Here is a 22,213-nt window from a genome sequence, read left to right as displayed (position 1 = left end):
GCGTTCCCAAGCGAATTGTCGGCAGGCTGCGCTTCTGCCGAGTTTCTGATTGCACGTGCCGCCGCTACAATGCGTACTGATCGTGTGACGCCCGCGCCCGACCGAAGGGTTGTTCGTGCTTTTTCAGTTTTCCAATATCACGAAGACCTACGGGGACGTGACGGCTCTCGATCATCTGAATCTGGACGTACCCGAAGGCGCGATCGGATTGCTCGGGCCGAATGGCTCCGGTAAGACGACGATGATCCGCACGCTCTTGGGCCTCGTCTCCGTTAACGAGGGATCGGGTCGCGTCCTGGGCAAGGATTTTCGTCGGCAGCAACTTGAGATTCGTCGTGACGTTGGATTCGCCCCGGAGGACGAATGCCTCTTTCCTCACACCGTGGGCGTCGAGTTCGTCGCTTACGCTGGCGAACTGACCGGCATGCGTCGGACCGACGCGCTGCAACGGGCCCATGAAACGCTGGACTACGTCGGGCTGGGCGAGGCGCGTTACCGTAAGGTCGAGTCTTATTCGACGGGAATGAAGCAGCGATTGAAACTTGCGTCCGCGGTCGTCCACGACCCGAAACTGCTCATTCTCGACGAGCCGACCAATGGCATGGATCCAGCAGGACGCCAGCAAATTCTTGAGCTTGCTCGCGACTTGACGATGAACAAAGGAATGAGCCTGTTGTTCTCCAGCCACCTGCTGCCTGACGTGGAAGCCGTCTGCAGCTATGTCATCGTTCTCGCCGGGGGCAAGCTGTTGGCGCAGGGCGAGATCGCCGAACTCAAACAAGTTCATCGCCACGCGTTCGAAGTGCGCGTCAAAGGGGATCTTGCCCTCTTCGCCGCGCGATTGGAACGCGCCGGCTGCGCTGTCAGTGAATGGGGAGAAATCTTGAAGGTCGTGCTCCCGGCCGAAGCAAGTCCCCAGCTGATCTGGGCGGCGGCGGCAGACGCTGGCGAACAGATTCGCCACCTGCGGCCGCAGCGCAGCACGTTGGAAGAAGTGTTCCTCTCCTCGCTGGAGCAGGCCTAGATGCCCGTCTTCGATCAAGGCTATCAGCACTGGTCCGGAACGCTCTCAGGTCACGCCTGGCGCTGGCTGGCGATCACTCGCCACGGGATTCGCGTGGCGCTTGGCAATCGATGGCTGAAGCTTGCGCTGTTCGTCGCGTGGCTGCCGGCGATCGCCCTGGCCGCCGTGGTTTGTTTCTGGGGCCTCCTGGAGCAGCAATCGGCGTTGATTCAGTCGCTGCTGCCGATGCTGGGATTTCTTGATCGAGAGATGCTCCTCGATCCGAGGGCCTACCGAATGGAGGTGTGGACCCTCTCCTACGGTTACTTCATGCTCACGGAGCTGCGGCTCGCGATGGTCCTGATCCTGCTCGTCGGACCCAACCTGATTAGCCAAGACCTGCGGTACAACGCCCTGCCGCTCTACCTTTCTCGACCCCTGCGTCGCATCGACTATTTTTTGGGCAAGTGGGGCGTCATCGTTTCGTTCGTGGGCGCTGTGACCGTTCTGCCTGCCATCGCGGCCTACGTTCTCGGAATACTCTTCAGCTTGGATGTCGCCATCATCAAGCAAACATTCCCACTGCTGCTGGCCAGCGTCTGCTACGGGCTGATCATCGCCGGATCAGCCGGGACCTTGATTTTGGCTCTCTCCGCGCTCTCCCGCAGCTCGCGCTACGTTGCCATGTTCTGGCTGGCCGTGTGGATTGGTTCGGGAGTCGTGTCGGGCGTGCTGTTGGGTATTGAACATGAGGCGCGGAGGCACGCGTCGCGGCGTCTCGAACGAGGGGGCTCCGGCGGCGTGACGGCGCCAGACGTCGAATCGACGCGCGCCGACTGGCGGCCACTGGTCTCGTATACCGCCAACTTGGCCCGCGTCGGCGAAGAAATGCTCGGAACGCCAGAGGCGTGGGACAAATTGGCCAAACTCCGTCCCGGCGCTGAGCGCGACATGACTCGGCCTCGAACGTCAAGCGCGCCGACGCCTTGGACTTGGTCGGCCGGAGTCCTGGCGGCACTGTTCGGTCTTTCCGTGTGGATCCTTCATCGCTCCGTCAAGTCGCTGGACCGTCTCAAATGACCTCGGTCGTCACGTTTCATGAAACGTCCAAATGGTACGGGAACGTCATCGGCGTCAACAAGCTGACGCTGGCGATTCCCGCCGGCGTGACTGGGCTGCTGGGCCCCAATGGCGCCGGCAAGAGTACGCTTTTGCAGCTGGCGACTGGCCAACTACGACCGAGCCAGGGAATGGTACGGGTCCTCGGCGAAGAAGCTTGGAACAACGCTCGCTTGAACCGTCACCTCGGGCTCTGCCCCGAACAAGACAGGTTCTATGAATGGATGAGCGGGTGGGATTTCGTGTATACGTGCGCCCGCTTGAGCGGTCTGACTAGATCGGCGGCGCGCGACGCCGCGGCTCGGACCATTGATTCGGTCGGCATGACCAAGCACCGGCAGCGCGCCATTCGGGGCTACTCCAAGGGAATGCGCCAGCGCATCAAAATGGCGCAGGCGTTGGTGCACGACCCTCAGGTGCTGTTTTTGGACGAACCATTCACCGGTACCGATCCGGTAGCGCGACGCGATCTCATGAACATTGTCACCAGCATGGGCACGGAGGGAAAAAGCGTTCTGATCTCCAGTCACGTCCTCCATGAGGTTCAGTCGCTCACGTCGCGCGTCGTGCTGCTCAACCATGGGCGGCTGCTGGCCGAAGGTCACGTTCGCGAAATTCGCGAGCTGATTGATAAGCACCCGCATCACATCGTCCTTCGCTGCGACCGCTACCGGGAACTCGCCGGCTGCTTGGTTCAGTGGCCCGACGTCGAAGGCGTCCGCGTGCTCGCAAGCGAGGGCGAACTGCTCGTTGAGACCCGATCGCCTGACGCATTTTACGGCCGACTTCCCGGACTATCCCTAGACGATGGGCTCGCCATCGAATCGGTCTATTCCGACGACGACCATCTCGAAGCCGTCTTCAAGTACCTCGTAAAATGAACGACGCCATCAGCTCAGCCGTGTCCTCCCCGCGATCATTTGGGGCGACCGCGTTCCGCGGTCTCGTCGCGCTGTATCTGCTGACGATTCGCCAGCATCTGCACGGACGACGCTGGTTGGTGATCGGCCTGCTGTTTCTGCTGCCGGCGGCGCTGGCCCTCATGGTGCGGTTTACGTCGTCTCGCATCCCGCCCGAGGGACTGGAATTCATGTTGGCGATGATGCTCATGCCGCAGCTGCTCTTGCCGCTGGTCGCTTTGCTGTATGCGTCCGGCATGATTCAAGACGAACTGGAAGATCAGACATTCACCTATCTGCTTGTTCGCCCCCTGCCCCGCTGGGCCATCTATCTGGCGAAACTAGCGGCGACGATCACGACAACGGCAGCGTTGACCGTCGTCTTCACGGCGATCACCTTCGGAGCGATCTATCTGGGCGCCGGGATCGTCGCGGGAGACTGGATGCCGAGATTGGTCAAAACGGCCGCGCTGCACGTACTGGCAATGACCGCCTACTGCTGTCTTTTCGGACTCGTCAGCTTGCTCACCAAGCGAGCGCAAATTGTCGGCGTCGTCTACATCGCCGTGATCGAAGGACTACTCGCCAATCTCCCATTTGGCATCCGCTTAATCACGGTGATCTACTACATCCGACTGATCGCGTATCGTACGCTGAGCTACGTGGTTGCAACGCCGCGCGGACCGGAGGATATGGCGGCCGAAGCGTGGCAACTCAACATTATCGATGATCCCCAACTACTCCTGCATCCGAGCCCGTCGACGTGCCTGCTGATGCTCCTCGGCGCAAGCGTTGCGTGCGCCTGCCTGGGCGCGCGGATCTGTTCGCAACGGGAGTTTCACGTAAAGACCCCGGATAGCCCGTAGCCGGTAAGATTGAAATTCGCACGATCTCGCCACGCCGACAGCGCCACGACGGCGCCGTGCTCGCTCTGAGGTTGTCGCCGTGGTTGGTCACGGCATCCTGATCCGCGACGGCGGCCGCCCTCTACGATCCGCGCTCGCGAAAGTGACCGCGCGTAGTACAATGTCTGCCATGCGTCAGATGGTTTTTTTGCCTCTTGAGCACTCCCCGTCGATGAACATTCGCCGCTACGCCGCCGTTGCCTCGATGCTCAGTCTGTTTGCCGTTGGTTGCGGCTCTTCGGCGGACCAGGCCGATCGCGCCGGCGCGCCGCGTGAAATGCCGAGCGTCACGGCCGAGCCAGCGGTGCAGTCCGAAACAAGCGCCGCCAGCGCAGTGGTTGCCGCATCGCCGCCGTTTGCCGAGACGCCCGAGCTTCCACCCGTCGCGACGGTCGCCCCTCCGCAGCCGGTGGAAACGCCCCCCACGAAAGAGCAAATCGCCCGCTGGACTCCGACGCCATTCGAGCCGCTTGAGCTTTTGGCCGTTCGGCAGTGGAAGAAGACAAGCTTTAGTTCGCGCATCGCCGCAACGCCTGACGGCTCTCACTTCATCGTCGCGGGTTCGCGCGTGCTGCTCTGGCCGCTGATGGCGGAAGAACCGGAGCACGTCTTCCTCGATCTGACGGCCGAGGACGGCGATCGCGAACTCATCTCACTCGCCGTCTCGCCAGACGGCAAGTGGTTTGCAGTTGGCGACTCGGAGGGAATGATTCGAATTTGGGATCTCGACACTCGCGAACAGCGTGCTTCGAAGCAGCTTTACCAAACGGGCGTGCAACATCTTGCCATCTCGCCGGACTCCGCTGAAATCGCCACCATCTCGTACGACCGCAACGTGGCGATCTGGAATGCGCGCGACCTAGACCAGAAACGCAAATTTCAAGTCGGCGTTCCAGGGGTCGAACGCATTGAATACGTCGGACCGAATCTGCTAGCGGTCGCTGGGGAATCGACGACGTTGTGGAACACGGCCGCCGGGAAAAAGGTGCACGATTTGCCCGCCGGCCGCTATAACTTCGCGATCGCCCGCACTCCCGATGGCCGGAAGTTGCTGTTTGGAATGGAGGATGGAATCGGAATCTGGGACGTTGGCGGGGCGCAACCCGATCAGCTCGCGCTGCGGGGCGTCGGGGGGGATGCGTGGCTCTCCATCACGCACGACGGCAAGCTTCTCGCGTCGAGCGATGGCCGCTCGGTCGACATCTGGAGTCTTGCCGACGGACGTCGCCTGCAGTCGATCCCCGGTTATGGGTGGACGATCGTTGGGCTCAGTTGGCTGCCGCAGACAAATTTGCTCGCGGTCGCTTCCGACACCGGAGTAACCCGCCTGTGGGGCACGAGCGCCCAACGGACGTCGCTCGGACTCACGCCGCTGGCGACGACTGCCGCGCCGCCCGACCCCGCCGCGAAGTCGCCCGCGACTCCTGAGCAACTCGAGCAACTTATTGACTGGCGAACTTTCCCCACGCTGCCGGGGAGCGCGTCGAATGTACGGACTGCCGCCGATCTGTTCGGCGTGGCGCCGGTCGGAGTTGACGAGGCCCGGTCGTTCTACCGGCATGTTCTGACCGAAGCCGGGTGGGTCGAAGCTGCTCAGGATCCGAATAATCCCTCGTCGATGGAATTCCGTAAGGGCGAGGCGACAGTCTCGGCTTACTTTGGCGACGACGGCGCTGGCAAGACGAATTTCAATCTCCGGCTTGCCGATGGCTACGACGTGCGGTGGACGCCAAAGGCCGACGCCGACTCCATCGAAATCGTCTACGAGAACGCCGGATCGAGCACCTACCGAGCGAAGGCGAATTTGCTGCAGATCGAGACGTCGCTGCTCCGGAAACTCCATAACGCCGGCTGGGCGGCTTACTCGCGACTCAATAGTTCTTCCAGCGAGAAGCCCGACGAGCGTGACATGGAATTTGTCAAGAATGGGGCCACCCTGCGGATTTCGGTAGGCAAGTTTCCCGACGATACCGCCGAAACCTACACCGTGCAGCAATCGCTCTTCTCGAACTCAGGCTGGACGCCTGTCCCGCCTGACGCCGGCTTCGTCGAGTTCAACGGCTCGATAGCGCCTGCATTGATCGCCGTCACGAAGTTGGATCTAGCTCAGGCGCGCGATTTTTACGATCGGGAACTCGCGTCCCAGGGATGGTTGGTCGGGCCTATCGGGCGATCGATTCAAGAAAAGCAAGGCTGGCTTCCCTATATCCGAGGCCAGTGCAATCAATCAGTGAGCCTCACGAGGCTGCCCGACGGCCGGACGCTCGTGCAAGTTGGCGATGCAAGCAACTCACTGTGGGATGCGGCGCAGCCGCAGGAGGAAGACGCGGACCAGGCCCCGACCGAGGGACTTGAGGCCGCTGATTTTCCGCTACTCAACGCCGCCAAAACAGGCAAGTTCGACCCGATTGAAAAAACGATTGAAGTGCGCATTTCCGACTCGACGCTCGCCGCCGCCGCCGAGCGTTATACCCAAGCCCTGGGAGCGCTCGGTTGGAAAGCCGACGAAGGCGGCATCCGCGATGAAGAATACACGTTCTTCGATTTCACGAAGGGAGAGCAAGAGTTTTCGCTCCGGGCTCGCAAGCAAGAGGGCGAGGCCGTCGTCACTTTCGCAGGGGACGGACTATTGTGGAACAAGGAGCTTCCCGGCGGCAAGCGGCTCGTCTCTTACGAAACGTGGCTCCGCCTAAATAAGTTGCCTCCCAGCCTAGAGCTTCTCGACCGTTACGAAACGGAGATGAAGAGCCTGGCGGGCAATTGACTCCCGGCGTTACGCGAAGAGCGTGGCAAATGACAAGAGCAAGGCAACTCAAGTGGGCCGCGCAAGTTGACCATGTCCGTGAGGCGACCCTTGCGGGAACCGCCGACGCGGGGGCATGGTCAGCCTATTTTGAGAGCATTGCTCCCGGCGTCAGCCCAGTCGCACAGGATGGGCGGTGTCCCGTCATGATCGTCGCGGCCGAAGCACGGTTCTACGGAGTTCAGTTTCGCGAAGTTTCGATCTCTGTTTCAGTATCGAGCCAGTCGCTTCGTGCTGGTCAGCTCGGCGAGACTTGGTTTCTGGCGCAAGCATGGAGCTCCGTCCGCGCGTTTGCCTGGGTCGAGCGCACCATGTTTTCAACCCCGTACGAACATGCTTTGATCAGCCTCGATCCTTTACAGCCGGTTAAAATCACGCTCGCCTCGGCGACCGGCGCGGAGCTGAGGGCCACGATGGCCCCACAAACATCCACCGCACGGTCAGCCAAGTCGGACGCCGATGAAGAGTGGTTGGGCTATCTCCTGGTGCCCAACCGAGTTGGCGCCAGCGCCCAACGACAGCAAGCATTCATCGCGAGACTGCGGGGTCGAACTCAGCGCTTTGCTTTCGATCCGCAGCAGGATGAGCTTCGCATCTCAGCAGGTACAAGCACGTGGGCGAGGTCCCCGTTCGCTGACTGTGATTTCGTAGCGGACGAGTGGGTCATTCGCGGCGATGGGTTTCATGCGAAATCCAGGACCTACCGGCTGACGGAGATCGAGCAGATGACCGTCTCCCCCTGACGTCAGCCCGGGCGCCTCCGCAGCCGGTCGAAAGAAGCGTTGCCGCCCTAGGCCGCCGTTTTAAGTCTGCGACGGCGACCTCATTCTTCGCATCGGCTTAGAGGGCAACGCTTTCTCGTTGACCTCGGCAACCTGAGGAGGCCCTGCTTGCGCTGCGAAGCGCGTTGGCATCGGCGCCTAGCCGGCGTCCTAGCCGCTCCGGCTGCCGAGCGTATGCGCACCCATCTGCACTGTTTCATGCCGCTACCGACGCTGGTAGCGAGGGATTGCTTTGACAGCGTCCCTAGCGCCCCTTATCCTTTGCGAACCGAGCATCGGTCGCGCTCGTCTGGCAAGGTTCGCCGTGAACTAAGGGGACGCTGACCGCCGTCTCGCGCTATAACTGCTTCAAGGTGGCGTTGAGTCTGGCGTCAAACGCATTATCCGCGTCCGCCAGGTGACGCAATGTATCCGCGACCATGGGACGCTGGGCGGCTGCCGACCTGAGGGATGCCGCTAGCCAACTCCTCGCACCAATATCTGAGGCTTGCGATGCGTATGCGTCTATTAACTCGATCGATGCCATGGTGCATCGCCCTCTGCTGGTCGAGCCTCGGGGCCGCGCAGGATAATCCGCCCTGCGTCTGGGACCAATGGCGAGGCCCCACGCGCGACGGCCAAGTCACGGGGTCGAACTGGCCAACGTCGCTTGCCGTCGACGCCCTGACTCCGCGGTGGCGCGTCGAACTTGACTCCAGTTACTCGGGACCGGTCGTATCTGAGTCGATGGTCTTCGTCACGGGAACCGCCGACAAAAAAAACGAAGTCGTCTGCGCCCTTGATCGCCAAACTGGAAACGAAGTGTGGCGCGTTGAATGGCCGGGGGCGATGTCGGTGCCATTTTTCGCCGCGGCAAACGGAAGTTGGATTCGCGCCACGCCCGCTTTCGACGGCGAGAATCTGTTCGTCGCCGGCATGCGAGACGTGCTGGTTTCACTCAACGCGATGACTGGGAAGGAGCAGTGGCGCGTTGATTTCGTGAAAGAGCTCAACACGCCCCTGCCGTCGTTCGGATTCGTCAGTTCGCCCTTGTTGGACGGCGACGCCATTTTCGTCCAGGCTGGGGCCTCACTGGTGAAGCTGCAGAAGCGCACTGGCGAAATCATCTGGCGCATCCTCCAGGAGGAGGGCGGCATGATGGAGAGTGCTTTTTCTTCGCCAGTAATCGCCACGCTGTCAGGGCGGCGACAATTGATTGTCCAATCGCGTCAAAAACTCGTTGGCGTCGATCCCGAGACGGGCGAAGTGCTTTGGGAGCGTGAAGTGCCCAGCTTTCGCGGCATGAACATTTTGACTCCCGTTGTGTTTGGGGACGGCGTCTTCACGAGTTCGTATCAGAATAAGTCGTGGCTCTACAGCGTCTCCAGGGTGGCAGACAAGTTCCAAGTCGAAGAGGCGTGGAGCAACAATGCCCAGGGGTATATGTCGACCCCCGTGGTGGTCGACGGCCACGCCTACCTGCATTTGCAGAATCAGCGGTTCACGTGCATCGATCTCAAGAGCGGGAAGCGAACTTGGACCTCGAAGCCGTTCGGCAAGTACGCCAGTCTGGCGACGCAGGGCGATCTCATCTTGGCCCTGGGCCAGAACGGCGAACTCCTGTTGCTGAAAGCGAATCCGCAAGAGTTTGAACTTCTTGATCAACGAAAGGTCAGCGACCAAGAGACTTGGGCGCATGTGGCCGTGTGCGGCGATGAGATTTTCATTCGCGAGCTGAATGCATTGAGCGTCTTTCGGTGGCGCAGCGCTGCCGCGAAGTAAGTGCCCCTGCTCCTTTCCAGCGAACCACAGCTGGCGACGCGGCCTCGTAGCGACCCGAGGCGGGAATTGCGGCAGCGCCGCCTCAACGAGCGTGATGCTAGGTGACTGCGCGCATCCCCAATAGGACGGAGCGTGGTTGGTTCCGCCGCGATGGCGGAATCAGCGATGTCCGGGGGAACGAACCAGCGTCGTCTCCGCGACTTGTCAGCTCACGGCGGGACGCTTCAGTCGGCGGCGTCGCGAACGCTGCGACAGCGGGTGGAAGTTTTCCGGAGAGAGACTGGAATGTCGCCAAAGGTGCTTGCGGCGAACTGTCAACGCTAGGCATGATGCATCTGGCGCCGGCAGGCGACGGACCCATTCCCTTGCGCTGAGGGCGGCATCGAGACCATCAATCGCAGATCATGCGAGAAGGGCGTTACGCCGCTTCGTTTCTATTTCTGCACGGGAGGTCGAGCGCCGTCGTTGGAACGCGCACCGCCCGGCCGTCTCGCGCTGGGCGGACCCGCTTGTGAAGCCATAAACCCGTCTCGCATTTTCGGTCGCTCGTTCCTTCGGGTGGCCGCTGGCGGCGAGTTGAACTCGCCATCTGATCGCTTTGGAGAATTAGGCGAACGGACTGCTAGTCGCTACAATGAGGACACTGCGTGCCGAGCGAACGCCACACGCTCTGGAGTCGCTGGATTTTCACGACCTCGCCGTACGCCGCCAACGCGGATGATCGGTTACGCGGCGACGGAGAATTGACTTGCGACGTCTCCTCCTGCTGGGCGCCTCTAAACGGTTGACTCCCGAAGTCGAATGACACTTAAACAGTTCCCAACCGTCTTAGTCATCATCTCAACGCTCGCCACTGCTGTGACCGCCGAGTCGCCGCTGGGACGAAAGGTCGCAGATTTTCAACTCCACGACTTTCGCGGCGAAGAATTCTCACTGGCGGACGTTTCAGCGAGTAAGCTGGTCGTGCTGGCCTTTCTGGGCACGGAATGCCCCCTGGCCAAGCGCTACGGCCTGCGCCTTGGACAGCTAGCAAACCAGTACCAGCCGCGCGGCGTCAGCTTCATCGGTCTCGATGCGAACGTTCAGGATTCCGTTACCGAAATCGCAGCGTTTGTGCGCGACCATAACATCCGCTTTCCGTTATTGAAGGACCTTTCCAATTTAGTCGCAGATTCCGTTGGAGCCGAGCGAACGCCTACGGTATTTGTCTTGGATGACCAACGCGTCATCAGATACTGGGGACGCGTCGACGATCAGTACGGGGTCGGCTACGTCCGTGACGAGCCGCAGCGACATGACCTGCAAGCTGCCCTCGACGAATTGCTCGCGGGTAAGCAAGTATCCGTTCCGATGACCGCAGCCGTCGGTTGTCAGATTGGGCGCGTCAAGCAACCGCAACCGAACTCATCGGTGACCTACTCGAAGCAAATCGCCCATATCTTGCAGAATCGCTGCGTCGAGTGCCACCGCGAAGGCGAGATCGCGCCATTCGCTCTAGACGACTACGAAGAAGTCGTCGGTTGGGCCGAGATGATTCAAGAGGTCGTGCAAGACGGACGGATGCCTCCTTGGCACGCCAGCGCCGAAAGCGGCCCCTTTGAGAATGGCAGACGGCTAACGGACGAAGAGAAGGCGCTCGTCAAGGCGTGGGTCGATGCTGGCGCCCCAGAGGGCGACCCGCAGGATCTGCCTAAGCCGCGCACCTGGGTTGATGGTTGGCAGTTGCCTCGAATGCCCGACTTCGTCGCACCGCTAACGGACAAACCGTTTCAGGTGCCGGCAGATGGGAAGGTCCGCTATCAATACTTCACAATTGAATCCGGATTCCAGGAAGACAAATGGGTGAGCGCCGTCGAGATCCAGCCGGGCAATCGCGCCGTCGTGCACCATGTGCTGATGTTCGTCAGTACTGGAGACGATAGCGGCGAGCATTTTCGCGGCGGCGCCGCCGGATATGACGGGATTTATGTGCCCGGCCAGCGGGTTCGCCCCTACCCTGCCGGCATGGCTCGCAAAATTCCGGCCGGTGCGCGCCTGGTGTTCCAGGTCCACTACACGCCGATTGGATCAGAACAATTCGACCAGAGTCGCGTCGGAATGATCTTCGTCGATCCGCAGAGCGTAGAGTACGAGGTGCGGACGGCCAGTGCCGTGAACACGGACCTCCAAATTCCGCCGCACGACGCCAACTACCGGGTAGACGCATCAAGTTCCCGCTTGCCCGCTTCGGCCCGCCTGTTGGCATTGAATCCGCACATGCATCTCCGCGGCAAGTCCATTCAGTACGAAGCCGTGCTCCCAAGCGGCGAACGTCGGCCGCTGCTCGACGTTCCGCGCTATGACTTCAATTGGCAGACTGCCTATCGGCTCGTCACGCCACTCGCACTGCCCAGGGACACGCGGCTCCATTGCGTCGCTCACTTCGACAATTCCAAAGATAATCCTAGCAATCCCGATCCGACGAAACTCGTCCGCTGGGGCGAGCAGACCTGGGACGAAATGATGATCGGATACTTTGATTATGTCGTTCCCGTCGGCTCGTTAGAGGGCGTGACGACGGCAGAGCGTTCGCAGATGCGCGCGCAAGAGCTTTTTGATCGCCTGGATAAGAATATTGACGGCAAGGTTGTGATCGACGAGGTGCCGCCAAAATACCAGGGACTGTTCAAGCCTCTCGATCGTGATAATGACGACGCCTTGACGGTGGAGGAAGTATCGAGGGTGTTTTCCCTGTTGCCATCACGAAAAGAATGAATGCCCCTTGCAACCAATCAGTCGCTCCAATCACTCAGGCAAATCCCTTGACAGTCAATCGTCGCGATTTTGTTGTTGCAGCGTCCGCGGCCGGGGTAGGTCTCTTGGCGAACAGGGCCGTCGCTGAAGTCGGCGGGACCTCAGCTGATTCTCACGCCGGCAAAAAGGCTTTCGACGACCGCATTGCTTTCGGCGCATGGATCAACGACGTCAGAACGGAGCCCCTGCCGTTTGCCTCTTGGCCGCCCGACGTCCTGGATGACGTCGCTGAGCAGAGCATCGTCCGCACAATAGATCTCCAGTCGCAAGCAGGCTACAACATGTTCGACATGTTTGGGCTGTTTGCTGCATGGGGATGGCCGATTGACATCGTCAGCGCTGCCAGCGACGGTCGAGATGCCCGCGTGCGGCGAATTGTGAAGGCGGCGCATGACCGAGGCATCAAGCTAGTCTATGGACTAGGAGTCTATAGTTGGGGATTCGACAAGATCATCCAACATGATGCGAGGGTCAAAGGGCCCAACCCGCACGCAATGTGTGCGTCAAAAGACGAATCGTGGGAATGGCAAAAGAAAATCATCGATTTCATTCTGCAGTATGATTTCGATGGCTATCACCTCGAGGCGTCAGATCTAGGTCGCTGCACCTGCGAGACCTGCATGAAGCGTTGGCCCGTGCAGGCGACGTACTACAACGACGTCACGGCCAGGTGTGCGGACTACATCCGTCAGCGAGCTCCTGACAAGTATATTGCCGCGATTACAATCAGCTGGGCCGATTGGAACGGTGGCTTTACTGAGGAAGACAAGTCGAACTTGGTCGAGCTCAGCAAGAAGGTCGACAGCATCTTCGACCAAGGGCATCACGGCCAGTACGTCAAACAACCCGATCGCAAGGCCTTTATCGAGAGGCTGCATTGCAAATTCGGGACATCGGCCGGCTTCTGGGTTTATCCCCCATTTCGCTGCCATCGCCAGCGCTGGTTTCTTCCCTACACCCAGAGAACAGGAGCTCACATCAAGGAGCTCTATGCGGACGGCGGTAGGTCGACGCTGTTCTACCAAGGCCCCGTGACCAACCCCGGCGCAGAGGTCAACATCGCGTTCGGCGGCAAGATCATGTCCAACGTCGAGCGAGACGTGAACGACGTTCTGAGCGAAGTGCTGGATGAGCTTTATCAACCAAAGAACGCTTCTGCCCACAAGACGCTGTGTGACACGTTCCAGCTCGCAGAAGACGCGTACTTCAACAACATGAACTACGATGCTGACGGCATCCACCTGAAGGGCTTGCCGGACTATCCTGGGCCAGGCGAGCTTCATATTGGTTTTGGCATCGGACTCGCCGGCGGGACATCCGCGGTTCCGGTCTATCTGCTCGAACCTAATCTCGTCGACGAAGGACGCCGGTGCTACGCCAAGGGACTGGAAGTCTGCCTCAAGAACATCTGCGACATTGAGAATCAAGTCGGCGCCGCCGAGCGGATGCAGCGGCTTAAAAGTTCCATCTACTGTGCCCTGGACGACGTCATCACCATCGCTTACGCGCGTGAGACATCCCCAAAAAGCTGATTGGACTCGTCCGCCCTCCACTTGGGACGCTTCGGCATTAACATCCGAGCGAGATGGTTGCAACTGAGGCGGTATCTTGGGAAGCACTCGCTCTGCTCGTCGTACTGCTCAATGCCTGGACCGCGCGTCATAATCACGACACTCCTAACTGGGAAGCAGGCATGACTCGCAAATCATGCGTGTTTACGTCCAAGCCCGCATGGAGCCCGACCCTTGTCAGCTGGTTCATTCAAATCGCGTCAAGACCTTTATGCAGGCTCGCGGTGGGAAAGACTCCGCTCTTCAATGGGAACACCGCAACGAGCCGCTCGGCTACTTCGGAACAGCCAATGCGTAGCGACGTTAACTCCTCGCGCACGCCGCGGTCTATCAATGCCGGCCGCTCCTTATGTCTGAAGCGGAGGCTTGAAAGACCGCAAGACGCTGCGGCCAAGGAAGCGTTGGTTCGCGAGGTCTTTCACCTTCTTTGCCGATTTTGCAACCATTGAGAAACTCTCATTCCATGCCTACGACAAGAACTCTTACTAGCGTGGCCGCCCGCGATGGCTTGCCAACTAGATACGTGCGGTCGCTGGCTTGGCCAGTAACGGCAGTCATTCTCTTGCTGAGCAATTCGTCCGTGCGAGCGGGCTCGCCGCAAACCATCTTGCTTGAGAACGAGTTCGTGACAATAGCTATCGCCGCCGATGGTACAACGGCGCAATTTGTCGACAAGCAGTCGGGCGTAGATTACTGCGACCACTCTCGCGATGCTTCGTTTGCCAGCATAACGAAGGCCGGCAAAAGCTATGCGGCGACCGCGGCGACCTATTCCGACGACGTGCTCGACATTCGATTCGGCGAGTCCGGCGCGAACGTGCGAATTGCAGTACGCGTCGCACCTCGATACTTCACCTTTGAAATACTGGCCGTTGGCGGTCCGGACGTCGAGGAACTCTCGTTCGTGAACGTGCCGCTGATTGCGCGCGACGCTTCGATGGAATCATTTTGCGCCTGTGCGCTTGCGCTGAACATTGAAACTGACGTCACGGAAATTCCGGGGACTTCTTCTACCCATCTTCGTGCGACGTGCGCCGCGTGGCCCGGGCTTCACGGGGCGAAGGCGGCGATCATTGGTTGCCCGCGAAGCGAACTGCGGAATGTGATCAAAGACGTCGTCACGGCTCACCAGAGCTTGCCTCAAACCGACAGAGGCGGTCCTTGGGCACTGGATGCGAGCGATAATCGAGGTTCCTACTTGATCGACTTTCCTGGCTCGATTTCCGAGACCACTGTCGCCAACTGGATTGCAACGGCCAAGTCCATCGGAGCGAAGCAGATAGATTTCCATACGGGACGCACATTGCGCTATGGCGATCTGGAGCCCGATCTGCGTCTCTATCCTGACGGCCTCACAAGCGTAAAGAACGTCGTCGATGCACTTCACGCCGAGGGGCTTTCGGCAGGACTGCACACTTACGCATTCTTCGTCGCGAAGGATAGTAAGTGGGTCAGTCCTGTTCCAAGCAAGCATCTGGCAAAAAGCGGCACATTCACGCTCGCGGCGCCTCTCACGGCGTCCGCTGGCCGCGTCGACGTAAAGGAAACTACGGCGGAAGTGTCGACGCTCACGGGCTTTCAAGTTCGCAACAGCGTCACGCTCCAGATCGATGATGAGCTAATTACGTTCAGCGGCGTCACGAAGACTCCACCCTACGCGTTTACCGAATGTAAACGCGGAGCCCACGGGACGAGTCCTGTAGACCACAAGCTCGGCGCCCAGGTCCATCGGTTGAAAGAGTGCTTCGGTCTTTTTGCGCCTGACGGCGACACGCCGATGTTCGACGAGGTCGCGGCGAGAACGGCCGATGTCTACAACCAGTGCGGGTTCGATATGATTTATCTCGATGCACTGGACGGCGCCGATCTGCTGGGACGCCTGCCTCGAGGCCCCAAGTATTACTCAGGTAAATTCGTCGATGCTCTCTGCCGCAAGCTCAATCGGCCGGCGATCGTCGAAATGAGCAGCTTTGACCACCATCTGTGGTTCTCCCGATCTCGCCTGGGGGCGTGGGACGCGCCCTCGAAGGGCTACAAGCGGTTTATCGACCGTCATTACTTGGACAATAAGGTCTCGCAGCAAGCTTACCTGCCGACGAATCTCGGCTGGTGGTGCGTTTTCGACTGGTCGCCCAAAGACCGCATGAGAACATTTCCGGATGACATGGAGTACTTAATGTGTAAGGCCATTGCCGGCGACCACAGTCTTTCATGGCTGATGGGTTTTGACCCCGACACATTCGAGAATTCATACAACGCACGGCGCCTCGGCGCACTGGTTAAGCGCTACGAAGAGTTGCGCCTTTCAAATGCGGTAGGCCCCAAGGTTCGGGAGGAGCTCGGTGTTCCGGGCAAAGAATTCACGCTCGAGTCGTCGGCAGACGGCGACTGGCGCTTTCGCCCGGTCGCCTACGACGTGCACAAAATCCGTTTGGCCGATGGCGTGAGCGAATACTGGAGTGTCAACAACGGCTTTTCAGAACAGCCGGTCAAAGTGCGAATCGAAGCGCTAATGTCCTTAGAATCATTTGAGAGCGGCGAAACTCTAGCGGCCTTTGACGACGAAAGTGAATTTGGCGAGGGCGAGGCAAGCGCAGGAGTCGTCAGCGAACTGGAGGCAACTGAAATTCCGGGCAAGACCTTTCCAACGAGCGGCGTCTTCTCCGCGAAGAACAGCAACTCCCATCGGCATAGCGCATGGGCGATGGTAGGCAAGAACTTCGAGCGTCCAGTGGACCTCCGGGATCGAGGTTTTGGTCTATGGATCGAAGGCGACGGAAAAGGAGAGGTCATTAACTTTCAGTGGCGCGCTCCACTGCACGTCAGTCACGGCGTCAGCGAGCACTACGCCGTCATCGACTTTACTGGGTGGAAGTACTTTGAGTTCGTTGCGCCAGAATCTGAGTCTCTGCTGGACTATGGCTGGCCGTATTTTTATTCCGACCCAGATCGTGATTTCGACGCCGATCGGCTGCGACGGTTCAATCCTTACGCCTCTACCTTTTGGGTTGATTATGGCAAGCTCGACGCTCTCAAGATCTGGTACAACGACCTTCCTCAAGGCGAGGAAGTAAAGTGCTCTTTCAGTCCCATCAAAGCGTTGCGACACTCGAAGCGTGCGATAGTAAATCCAGTGATCACCGTCAATGGCCGCCAAATCACCTTCCCAGTCGCGTTGGAAAGCGGCTGTTACCTGGAGTTCCGTTCGAAGGGCGACTGCAAAGTATATGATGCGGAAGGCGTATTTCTCCGCGACGTCGTACCGCAAGGCGAGATCCCGCTTCTCAAATCGGGCACGAACAAGATAGCGTGCAACTGCGACTCGCAAGAACACTCTTCGCTCCATGCGAAGGTAACGATTATTTCGCAGAGCGATCAAGTGATTGGCGAGTAACCGTTGCATGTCGGTGACAGCGCCGGCGTCGATAATTGGTTGCCGTTCCACGATCCGCATCTTGACGCTCTTGTTAGCCTGAGGATCCTCAGGAGGACGAGCGATGACCAAGCGATTACGACGTTCGCGGGCGGAACGAGAAGCGTTCTGGCGGCGTCAATTCGATGACTGGCAGCAGAGCGGCCAGACAATTACCGCATTCTGCCGCGAGCACGGACTTACCGAATCGGCGTTTCATCTCTGGAAGCGCGAGCTGCGTTTACAGACGAAGCTTGGGCAGTCCGCGACGAAAGCGTGTCGGCCCTTGGCGCCTCGCCTTATACCGGTCTCCGTAGCCGTGTTACCGACGTCGGCGCTGACTTTGGAAGTGCACGGCGCGACGCTCCGCATCGAACCGGGCGTGGACGAAGTGTTGCTCCGAACAGTGCTCAACGTTCTGAAAGGCAGCTGATGCTCGCGTTGGCTCCCGGAGCGACAGCCGTTTACCTTTGCGTCGGCGCCACCGACATGCGCAAGGGGTTTGACGGCCTGATGCGGCTCGCCGCTGAGCAAGCAGCCCGCGACGTGCTGCAAGGCGGTTTGTTCGTCTTCGTCAATCGCCGTCGCGATCGTGTCAAGCTCTTGTGGTGGGACGCGGATGGCTTGGCCATTTGGTACAAGCGACTCGAAGTCGGCACGTTCGAACTGCCGGCGGTCAACGAGGAGACGAACCACGTCGTGCTCACCACAGCGGATCTCGCACTGCTGTTGGCCGGCATTGATCTGGCCAGCGTTCGGCGAAGGAAGCGGTAGCGGATAACTACGTAAGGTTTGCTGTTCACATAAGAGCGAACCATGTTGTGTGCGCGTTCGTCTAATGTTCCATGAACACGGATGCCATTCATCCCCCGAACGATCTGTCGCTTTGCCATCAGATCTAGAGCAGCAGTCGACGATCGATCAACTGCAACGCGATTTGGCGCAGTCGCAACACTTTGTCGAACAGTTGCTTCGCAGTCGTTACGGTCCTCGCAGTGAACGAGTTGATCCCAACCAACTGTCGATGTTTGACGGAAGCGACTCGGATGACTCGGCCGCAGCCCCGTCCCCACTTCCCGAAGATGCCGCATCTCTGGTCGTCCGTGAGCACGTTCGTCGAGGCGGCGGTCGTGGACCACTTCCCGATCACCTGCCCCGCGAATTTGTGGACCACGACCTGGCTGACGTCGACAAGCCCTGTCCGTGCTGCGGTGAGACGCGACAGCGAATCGGCTGCGAGACGAGCGAGCAACTGGAATTCGTGCCGGCCGTTCTGAAAGTCATCGAGCATCGACGCTGGAAGTACGCCTGCCGGCGGTGCCAAGAACAGGTGGCCATTGCTGCCGTCCCCAACAAGCCGATTGCCAAGGGACTTCCAGGACACGGCCTAATGAGTAGCGTCCTGGTCAGCAAGTATGCCGATCATCTCCCGCTCTACCGACTTGAAGACGTGTTCGCCCGTAGCGGCGTGGAACTATCGCGCAGCACGCTCTGCCGGTGGGCAATGCAGTCTGCAGCTGTGCTGGAGCCGGTCTATCAGGAAATGGTCGACCGGATTCGCTTATCGGAATCGATCCACACCGACGACACGCCGGTCCGCGTGCTCGACGCCAGTTTGCCCAAAACCCGAACGGCCCAATTCTGGGTCTACTGCGGCGACTGGCGGAACCCCTTCACAGTTTACGACTACACGACGAGCCGCAGGCGCGATGGCCCGGTGGAGTTTCTGGCGAACTTCGCCGGCTACCTCCATGCCGACGCCTTCGCCGGCTACGACGGCATCTACGCCATTGGCAACGTGAAGCAGGTGCTCTGTTGGGCGCATGCGCGGCGGAAGTTCTATGACGCCCGCACGGTGCAGCCCGAAGTCGCCCACGTTGCGCTCGCGTATGTTGCGCGGCTCTATCGCATCCAACGCGACGCCAAGGAGTTGATCGGGTCCGACGGACTCGGCAGCGAGCCAGCGTGGTTGGCCTGACATGAGCAGCGTCTGGAGCTGCGACAACGGTATTCGTTGCCCTTGCTCGGTGAGTTTCGCCACTGGCTCCAGGCCACCGAGCAGAATGTGCTGCCCAAGAGTCCCGTCGGCCAAGCGTTGCAGTACGTGCTGCCGCGTTGGGACGAACTGGTTCGCTACTGTGAGAACGGCGCGCTGTCGATCGACAATGACCTGAGTGAGCGAAGCGTTCGTCCGGTAGCAATAGGCCGCAAGAATCATCTGTTTACGGGCAGCGACAACGGCGGCAAGGCGGCTACGGTCCTCTATAACATCATGGCCAGCGCTAAGGCGAATCAGGTCGAGCGGTTTGCCTACGTGCGCGATCTGCTGATCCAGTTATCGCGAAATTCGCCGCCTGCGGTCGCGGCGTTACTGCCGAACACTTGGTTGGCGGCCCACCCGGAATCTCGCCGGTGCTGGTCGCGGTAGCTGTACGGCCGGATGGTGCGACACGGAGAAGCTAAATTTTGACGACTACTCGGCGCTTTGATAGGTGACGTGAGTTTAGACATGTCGCCGCCCGAAGACTCATCACCTAACGACTTTTCCTGACGAATGTCAGGAAACCAACGTTTTTGACGCGGTTTTTCAAACTCGACGCCGTAACTTTTGATTGTCGCCCCCCTCCCCCAGCGGTTCCAACACCGTGGACACGCTCGTTAATCCGCCGGTGGCCAATTATACTCGCGACTGTGTGCTCTTCGCGATGTATCCAATCTTTTGTCGGACCGCTGCTCTTTAAAAGTCTCCTCGACAGGACGATGTTTCCAATGCGAACGAAGTATGTCGGTCTTGTTGTGCTCATCTTCTCTAGCGTTCTCGGCTGGCGGTCGGCCGCAGAGCGTCTGTCCGGAGCTGTTACCGAGAGCACGACGACGGGGCCGCCTGCTGTGAGCAGTGTGCAACTGCCTCAACCCGACCCGGCGTTCAAGGGCGTAATCGGCGAGACTTACAAGGACTCGACTCCGAGCTACCCGCTGCCCGTGAAGGCCCTAAAGGGCAGCCCGAACGTGCTCGTCATCCTGCTCGATGACGTCGGATTCGGCATGTGCTCGACGTTCGGCGGGCCGGTCCCGACGCCGAACATGGACGCGCTCGCCAACAATGGGCTGAAATACACGCGGTTCCACACGACGGCGTTGTGCAGCCCGACGCGGGCCGCACTGCTCGCCGGACGCAATCACCACAGTTGCGGCACGGGGGTCATCATCGAGATGGGCACCGGCTATCCCGGCTATACGGGCGTCATCCCGAAGAGCACCGCGCTGGTCTCCGAAATACTTCGTGATAACGGCTACGCTACAGGCATGTTCGGCAAATGGCACAACACGCCGGAGCCGGACATCAGTCCGGCCGGGCCTTTCGATCGCTGGCCCACCGGCGTCGGCTTCGACTACTTCTATGGGTTCAACCAGGGCGAGACTCATCAGTACTACCCCACGATCTACCGAAACGCCACTTGGACGCCGCAGCCTAAAACTCCGGAGCAGGGTTACCACTTCACCGCAGATATGACCGACGAAGCCATCGCCTGGACGCGCAACGTCCGGGCTGCTGATCCAGACAAGCCGTGGTTCAACTACTTCAGCACGTCCGGCGTTCATGCACCGCACCACGCCCCGAAGGAATGGCGTGAGAAGTACGTCGGCAAATTCGACCACGGCTGGGACCGTCAGCGCGAATTGACACTCGCGAAGCAACTCGAAATGGGCATCGTCCCGAAGGGCACAAAGCTCACGCCGCGGCCGAAGGAAATTCCCGCGTGGGACGAACAGAAGCCCGAGGCGAAGCAGGTGTATGCGCGCCTGATGGAGAACTACGCGGCGTACATGGCCTATACCGATTACGAAGTGGGTCGGCTGATTGACAGCCTGCGGGCTTCCGGTGAACTCGACAACACGCTCGTCATGTACGTCGTGGGTGACAACGGCGCGAGCGCCGAGGGCGGGCTGGAAGGCACCTTCAGCGAGATCGCCAGCCTGATCGGCGTTCAGCTCGGGTTGGAGAGTACCCTCAAACGCCTCGGAGAGATTGGTGGTCCGACGAGCGAGCCGCACGTGCCGGTCGGCTGGGCGTGGGCGATGAACGCCCCGTTCCAGTGGACGAAGCAGGTGGCCAGCCACTTCGGCGGTACCCGCAACCCGATGGTTGTCCATTGGCCAAAGGGCATCCAATCGAAAGGCGAGATTCGCGGTCAGTTCCATCACGTCATCGACGTGGCGCCGACGATCCTGGAGGCGTGCAAGATTCCCGAACCAAAAGTCGTGAATGGCATTCCGCAAAAGCCGATCGAAGGCGTGTCAATGCTCTACTCATTCGACAACGCGAAGGCCAAGGACCGGCGAACGACGCAATATTTTGAATTGGCGACCAACCGGGCCATCTACCACGACGGCTGGGTCGCGTGCAGCAAGTACGGGCTACCCTGGGAAACGGCCGGTCGCGGGGACGGCTTCCTGACGGCCCCGTGGGAACTCTACAACGTCGACAAAGACTTCAGCCAGGCAGACAACCTCGCGGCCAAAGAGCCTCTCAAGTTGAAGGAACTGCAAGCCAAGTTCCTCGACGAGGCAAAGAAGTACGGCGTGTTTCCGCTTGACCCGCGGTTCTCCGAGCGGATGGACCCGAAACTTCGGATCGCCGGCGACCCGAAGACGAGCTGGACCTACTACGGCAATAGCGTCTGGCTGCCCGAACCGATCGGTCCGCAACTTTTCCCGCGCCCGCACAGCATCACGGCCGAACTAGTGATCCCGAAGGGCGGGGCAGAAGGCGTGATCACCTGCGCGGGGGCGTTCTCGGCTGGCTGGTCGCTGTACGTCAAGGACGGAAAGCCGAACTTCCGTTACACGTTCTTCGACATCGCCGACGTAAGCATTCCTAGCTCGGAAACCCTGCCCGAGGGCAAGGTGACCTTGAAGACGGAGTTCACACCGGACGGAACCAAAGAAGGCGGGGGCACGCTTGAGTTCTTCGTGAACGGAAAACCGGCCGGTGGGGGCAAACTGAGGCGATCGGTCTTCCGCCACGGGTTAGAGCCGTTCGAAGTCGGCCGAGATTCGATTACACCCGTTTCCCCGGGCTACAAGACGCCATTCGCGTTCACAGGCATGATCGACAAGGTCACGTTTGAGTTGACCAAGAAATAACATCAAAACCGATCCAT

13 protein-coding genes and 1 pseudogene are annotated in these 22,213 nt (G+C 59.8%); all 14 read left to right on the top strand.

Annotation, left to right across the window (positions count from 1 at the left end):
• Positions 1-115 precede the first annotated feature (115 nt).
• The 14 genes and pseudogenes from I41_RS13725 (at position 116) to I41_RS13655 (ending at position 22,196) form a co-directional block, all read left to right on the top strand.
• The gene (locus tag I41_RS13725; RefSeq protein WP_145433232.1) at positions 116-1,024 is read left to right on the top strand and encodes an ABC transporter ATP-binding protein; all 909 of its coding nucleotides are present in this window, start codon (positions 116-118) and stop codon (positions 1,022-1,024) included.
• Positions 1,025-2,083, top strand: a complete 1,059-nt coding sequence (locus I41_RS13720) for an ABC transporter permease (RefSeq protein WP_145433231.1) — start codon at positions 1,025-1,027, stop codon at positions 2,081-2,083.
• Positions 2,080-3,003, top strand: a complete 924-nt coding sequence (locus tag I41_RS13715; RefSeq protein WP_145433230.1) for an ABC transporter ATP-binding protein — start codon at positions 2,080-2,082, stop codon at positions 3,001-3,003. Before I41_RS13720 ends, I41_RS13715 begins: the two co-directional genes overlap by 4 nt.
• Positions 3,000-3,887 (top strand): ABC transporter permease, encoded by an 888-nt coding sequence (locus I41_RS13710; RefSeq protein ID WP_145433229.1) that lies wholly within the window; start codon positions 3,000-3,002, stop codon positions 3,885-3,887. The genes I41_RS13715 and I41_RS13710 overlap by 4 nt, the downstream gene beginning before the upstream one ends.
• A gap of 211 nt (positions 3,888-4,098) precedes the next feature.
• Positions 4,099-6,690: a hypothetical protein gene (locus tag I41_RS13705; protein ID WP_168206898.1), complete on the top strand. Its 2,592-nt coding sequence runs from the start codon at positions 4,099-4,101 to the stop codon at positions 6,688-6,690.
• A 185-nt stretch (positions 6,691-6,875) separates the two neighbouring features.
• Entirely contained in the window at positions 6,876-7,472 is a 597-nt protein-coding gene (locus tag I41_RS13700) for a hypothetical protein (protein ID WP_145433227.1), read from the top strand.
• A 531-nt stretch (positions 7,473-8,003) separates the two neighbouring features.
• The gene (locus I41_RS13695; RefSeq protein ID WP_210420945.1) at positions 8,004-9,272 is read left to right on the top strand and encodes a PQQ-binding-like beta-propeller repeat protein; all 1,269 of its coding nucleotides are present in this window, start codon (positions 8,004-8,006) and stop codon (positions 9,270-9,272) included.
• Between the two features lie 801 nt (positions 9,273-10,073).
• On the top strand, positions 10,074-12,026 hold the full coding sequence (locus I41_RS13690) for a redoxin domain-containing protein (RefSeq protein ID WP_145433226.1): 1,953 nt from the start codon (positions 10,074-10,076) through the stop codon (positions 12,024-12,026).
• Between the two features lie 104 nt (positions 12,027-12,130).
• Positions 12,131-13,597, top strand: coding sequence for a hypothetical protein (locus tag I41_RS13685; protein WP_145433225.1), 1,467 nt, complete (start codon positions 12,131-12,133; stop codon positions 13,595-13,597).
• Positions 13,598-14,261: 664 nt separating this feature from the next.
• The gene (locus I41_RS13680; RefSeq protein WP_145433224.1) at positions 14,262-17,030 is read left to right on the top strand and encodes an alpha-amylase family protein; all 2,769 of its coding nucleotides are present in this window, start codon (positions 14,262-14,264) and stop codon (positions 17,028-17,030) included.
• A gap of 103 nt (positions 17,031-17,133) precedes the next feature.
• Positions 17,134-17,481, top strand: coding sequence for an IS66 family insertion sequence element accessory protein TnpA (gene tnpA, locus I41_RS13675; RefSeq protein WP_145433223.1), 348 nt, complete (start codon positions 17,134-17,136; stop codon positions 17,479-17,481).
• A complete protein-coding gene (gene tnpB / locus I41_RS13670; protein WP_145433222.1) occupies positions 17,481-17,822 on the top strand; it encodes an IS66 family insertion sequence element accessory protein TnpB in 342 nt (113 codons plus the stop codon). Before tnpA ends, tnpB begins: the two co-directional genes overlap by 1 nt.
• Positions 17,823-17,886: 64 nt before the next feature.
• Positions 17,887-19,476, top strand: a pseudogene (gene tnpC / locus I41_RS28085) (IS66 family transposase).
• 341 nt (positions 19,477-19,817) lie between these two features.
• On the top strand, positions 19,818-22,196 hold the full coding sequence (locus tag I41_RS13655; protein ID WP_145433219.1) for an arylsulfatase: 2,379 nt from the start codon (positions 19,818-19,820) through the stop codon (positions 22,194-22,196).
• The last annotated feature ends 17 nt before the right edge of the window (positions 22,197-22,213 follow it).

Source organism: Lacipirellula limnantheis, assembly GCF_007746075.1.
GTDB lineage: Bacteria > Planctomycetota > Planctomycetia > Pirellulales > Lacipirellulaceae > Lacipirellula > Lacipirellula limnantheis.
This window is presented reverse-complemented; position numbering and strand designations above follow the sequence as displayed.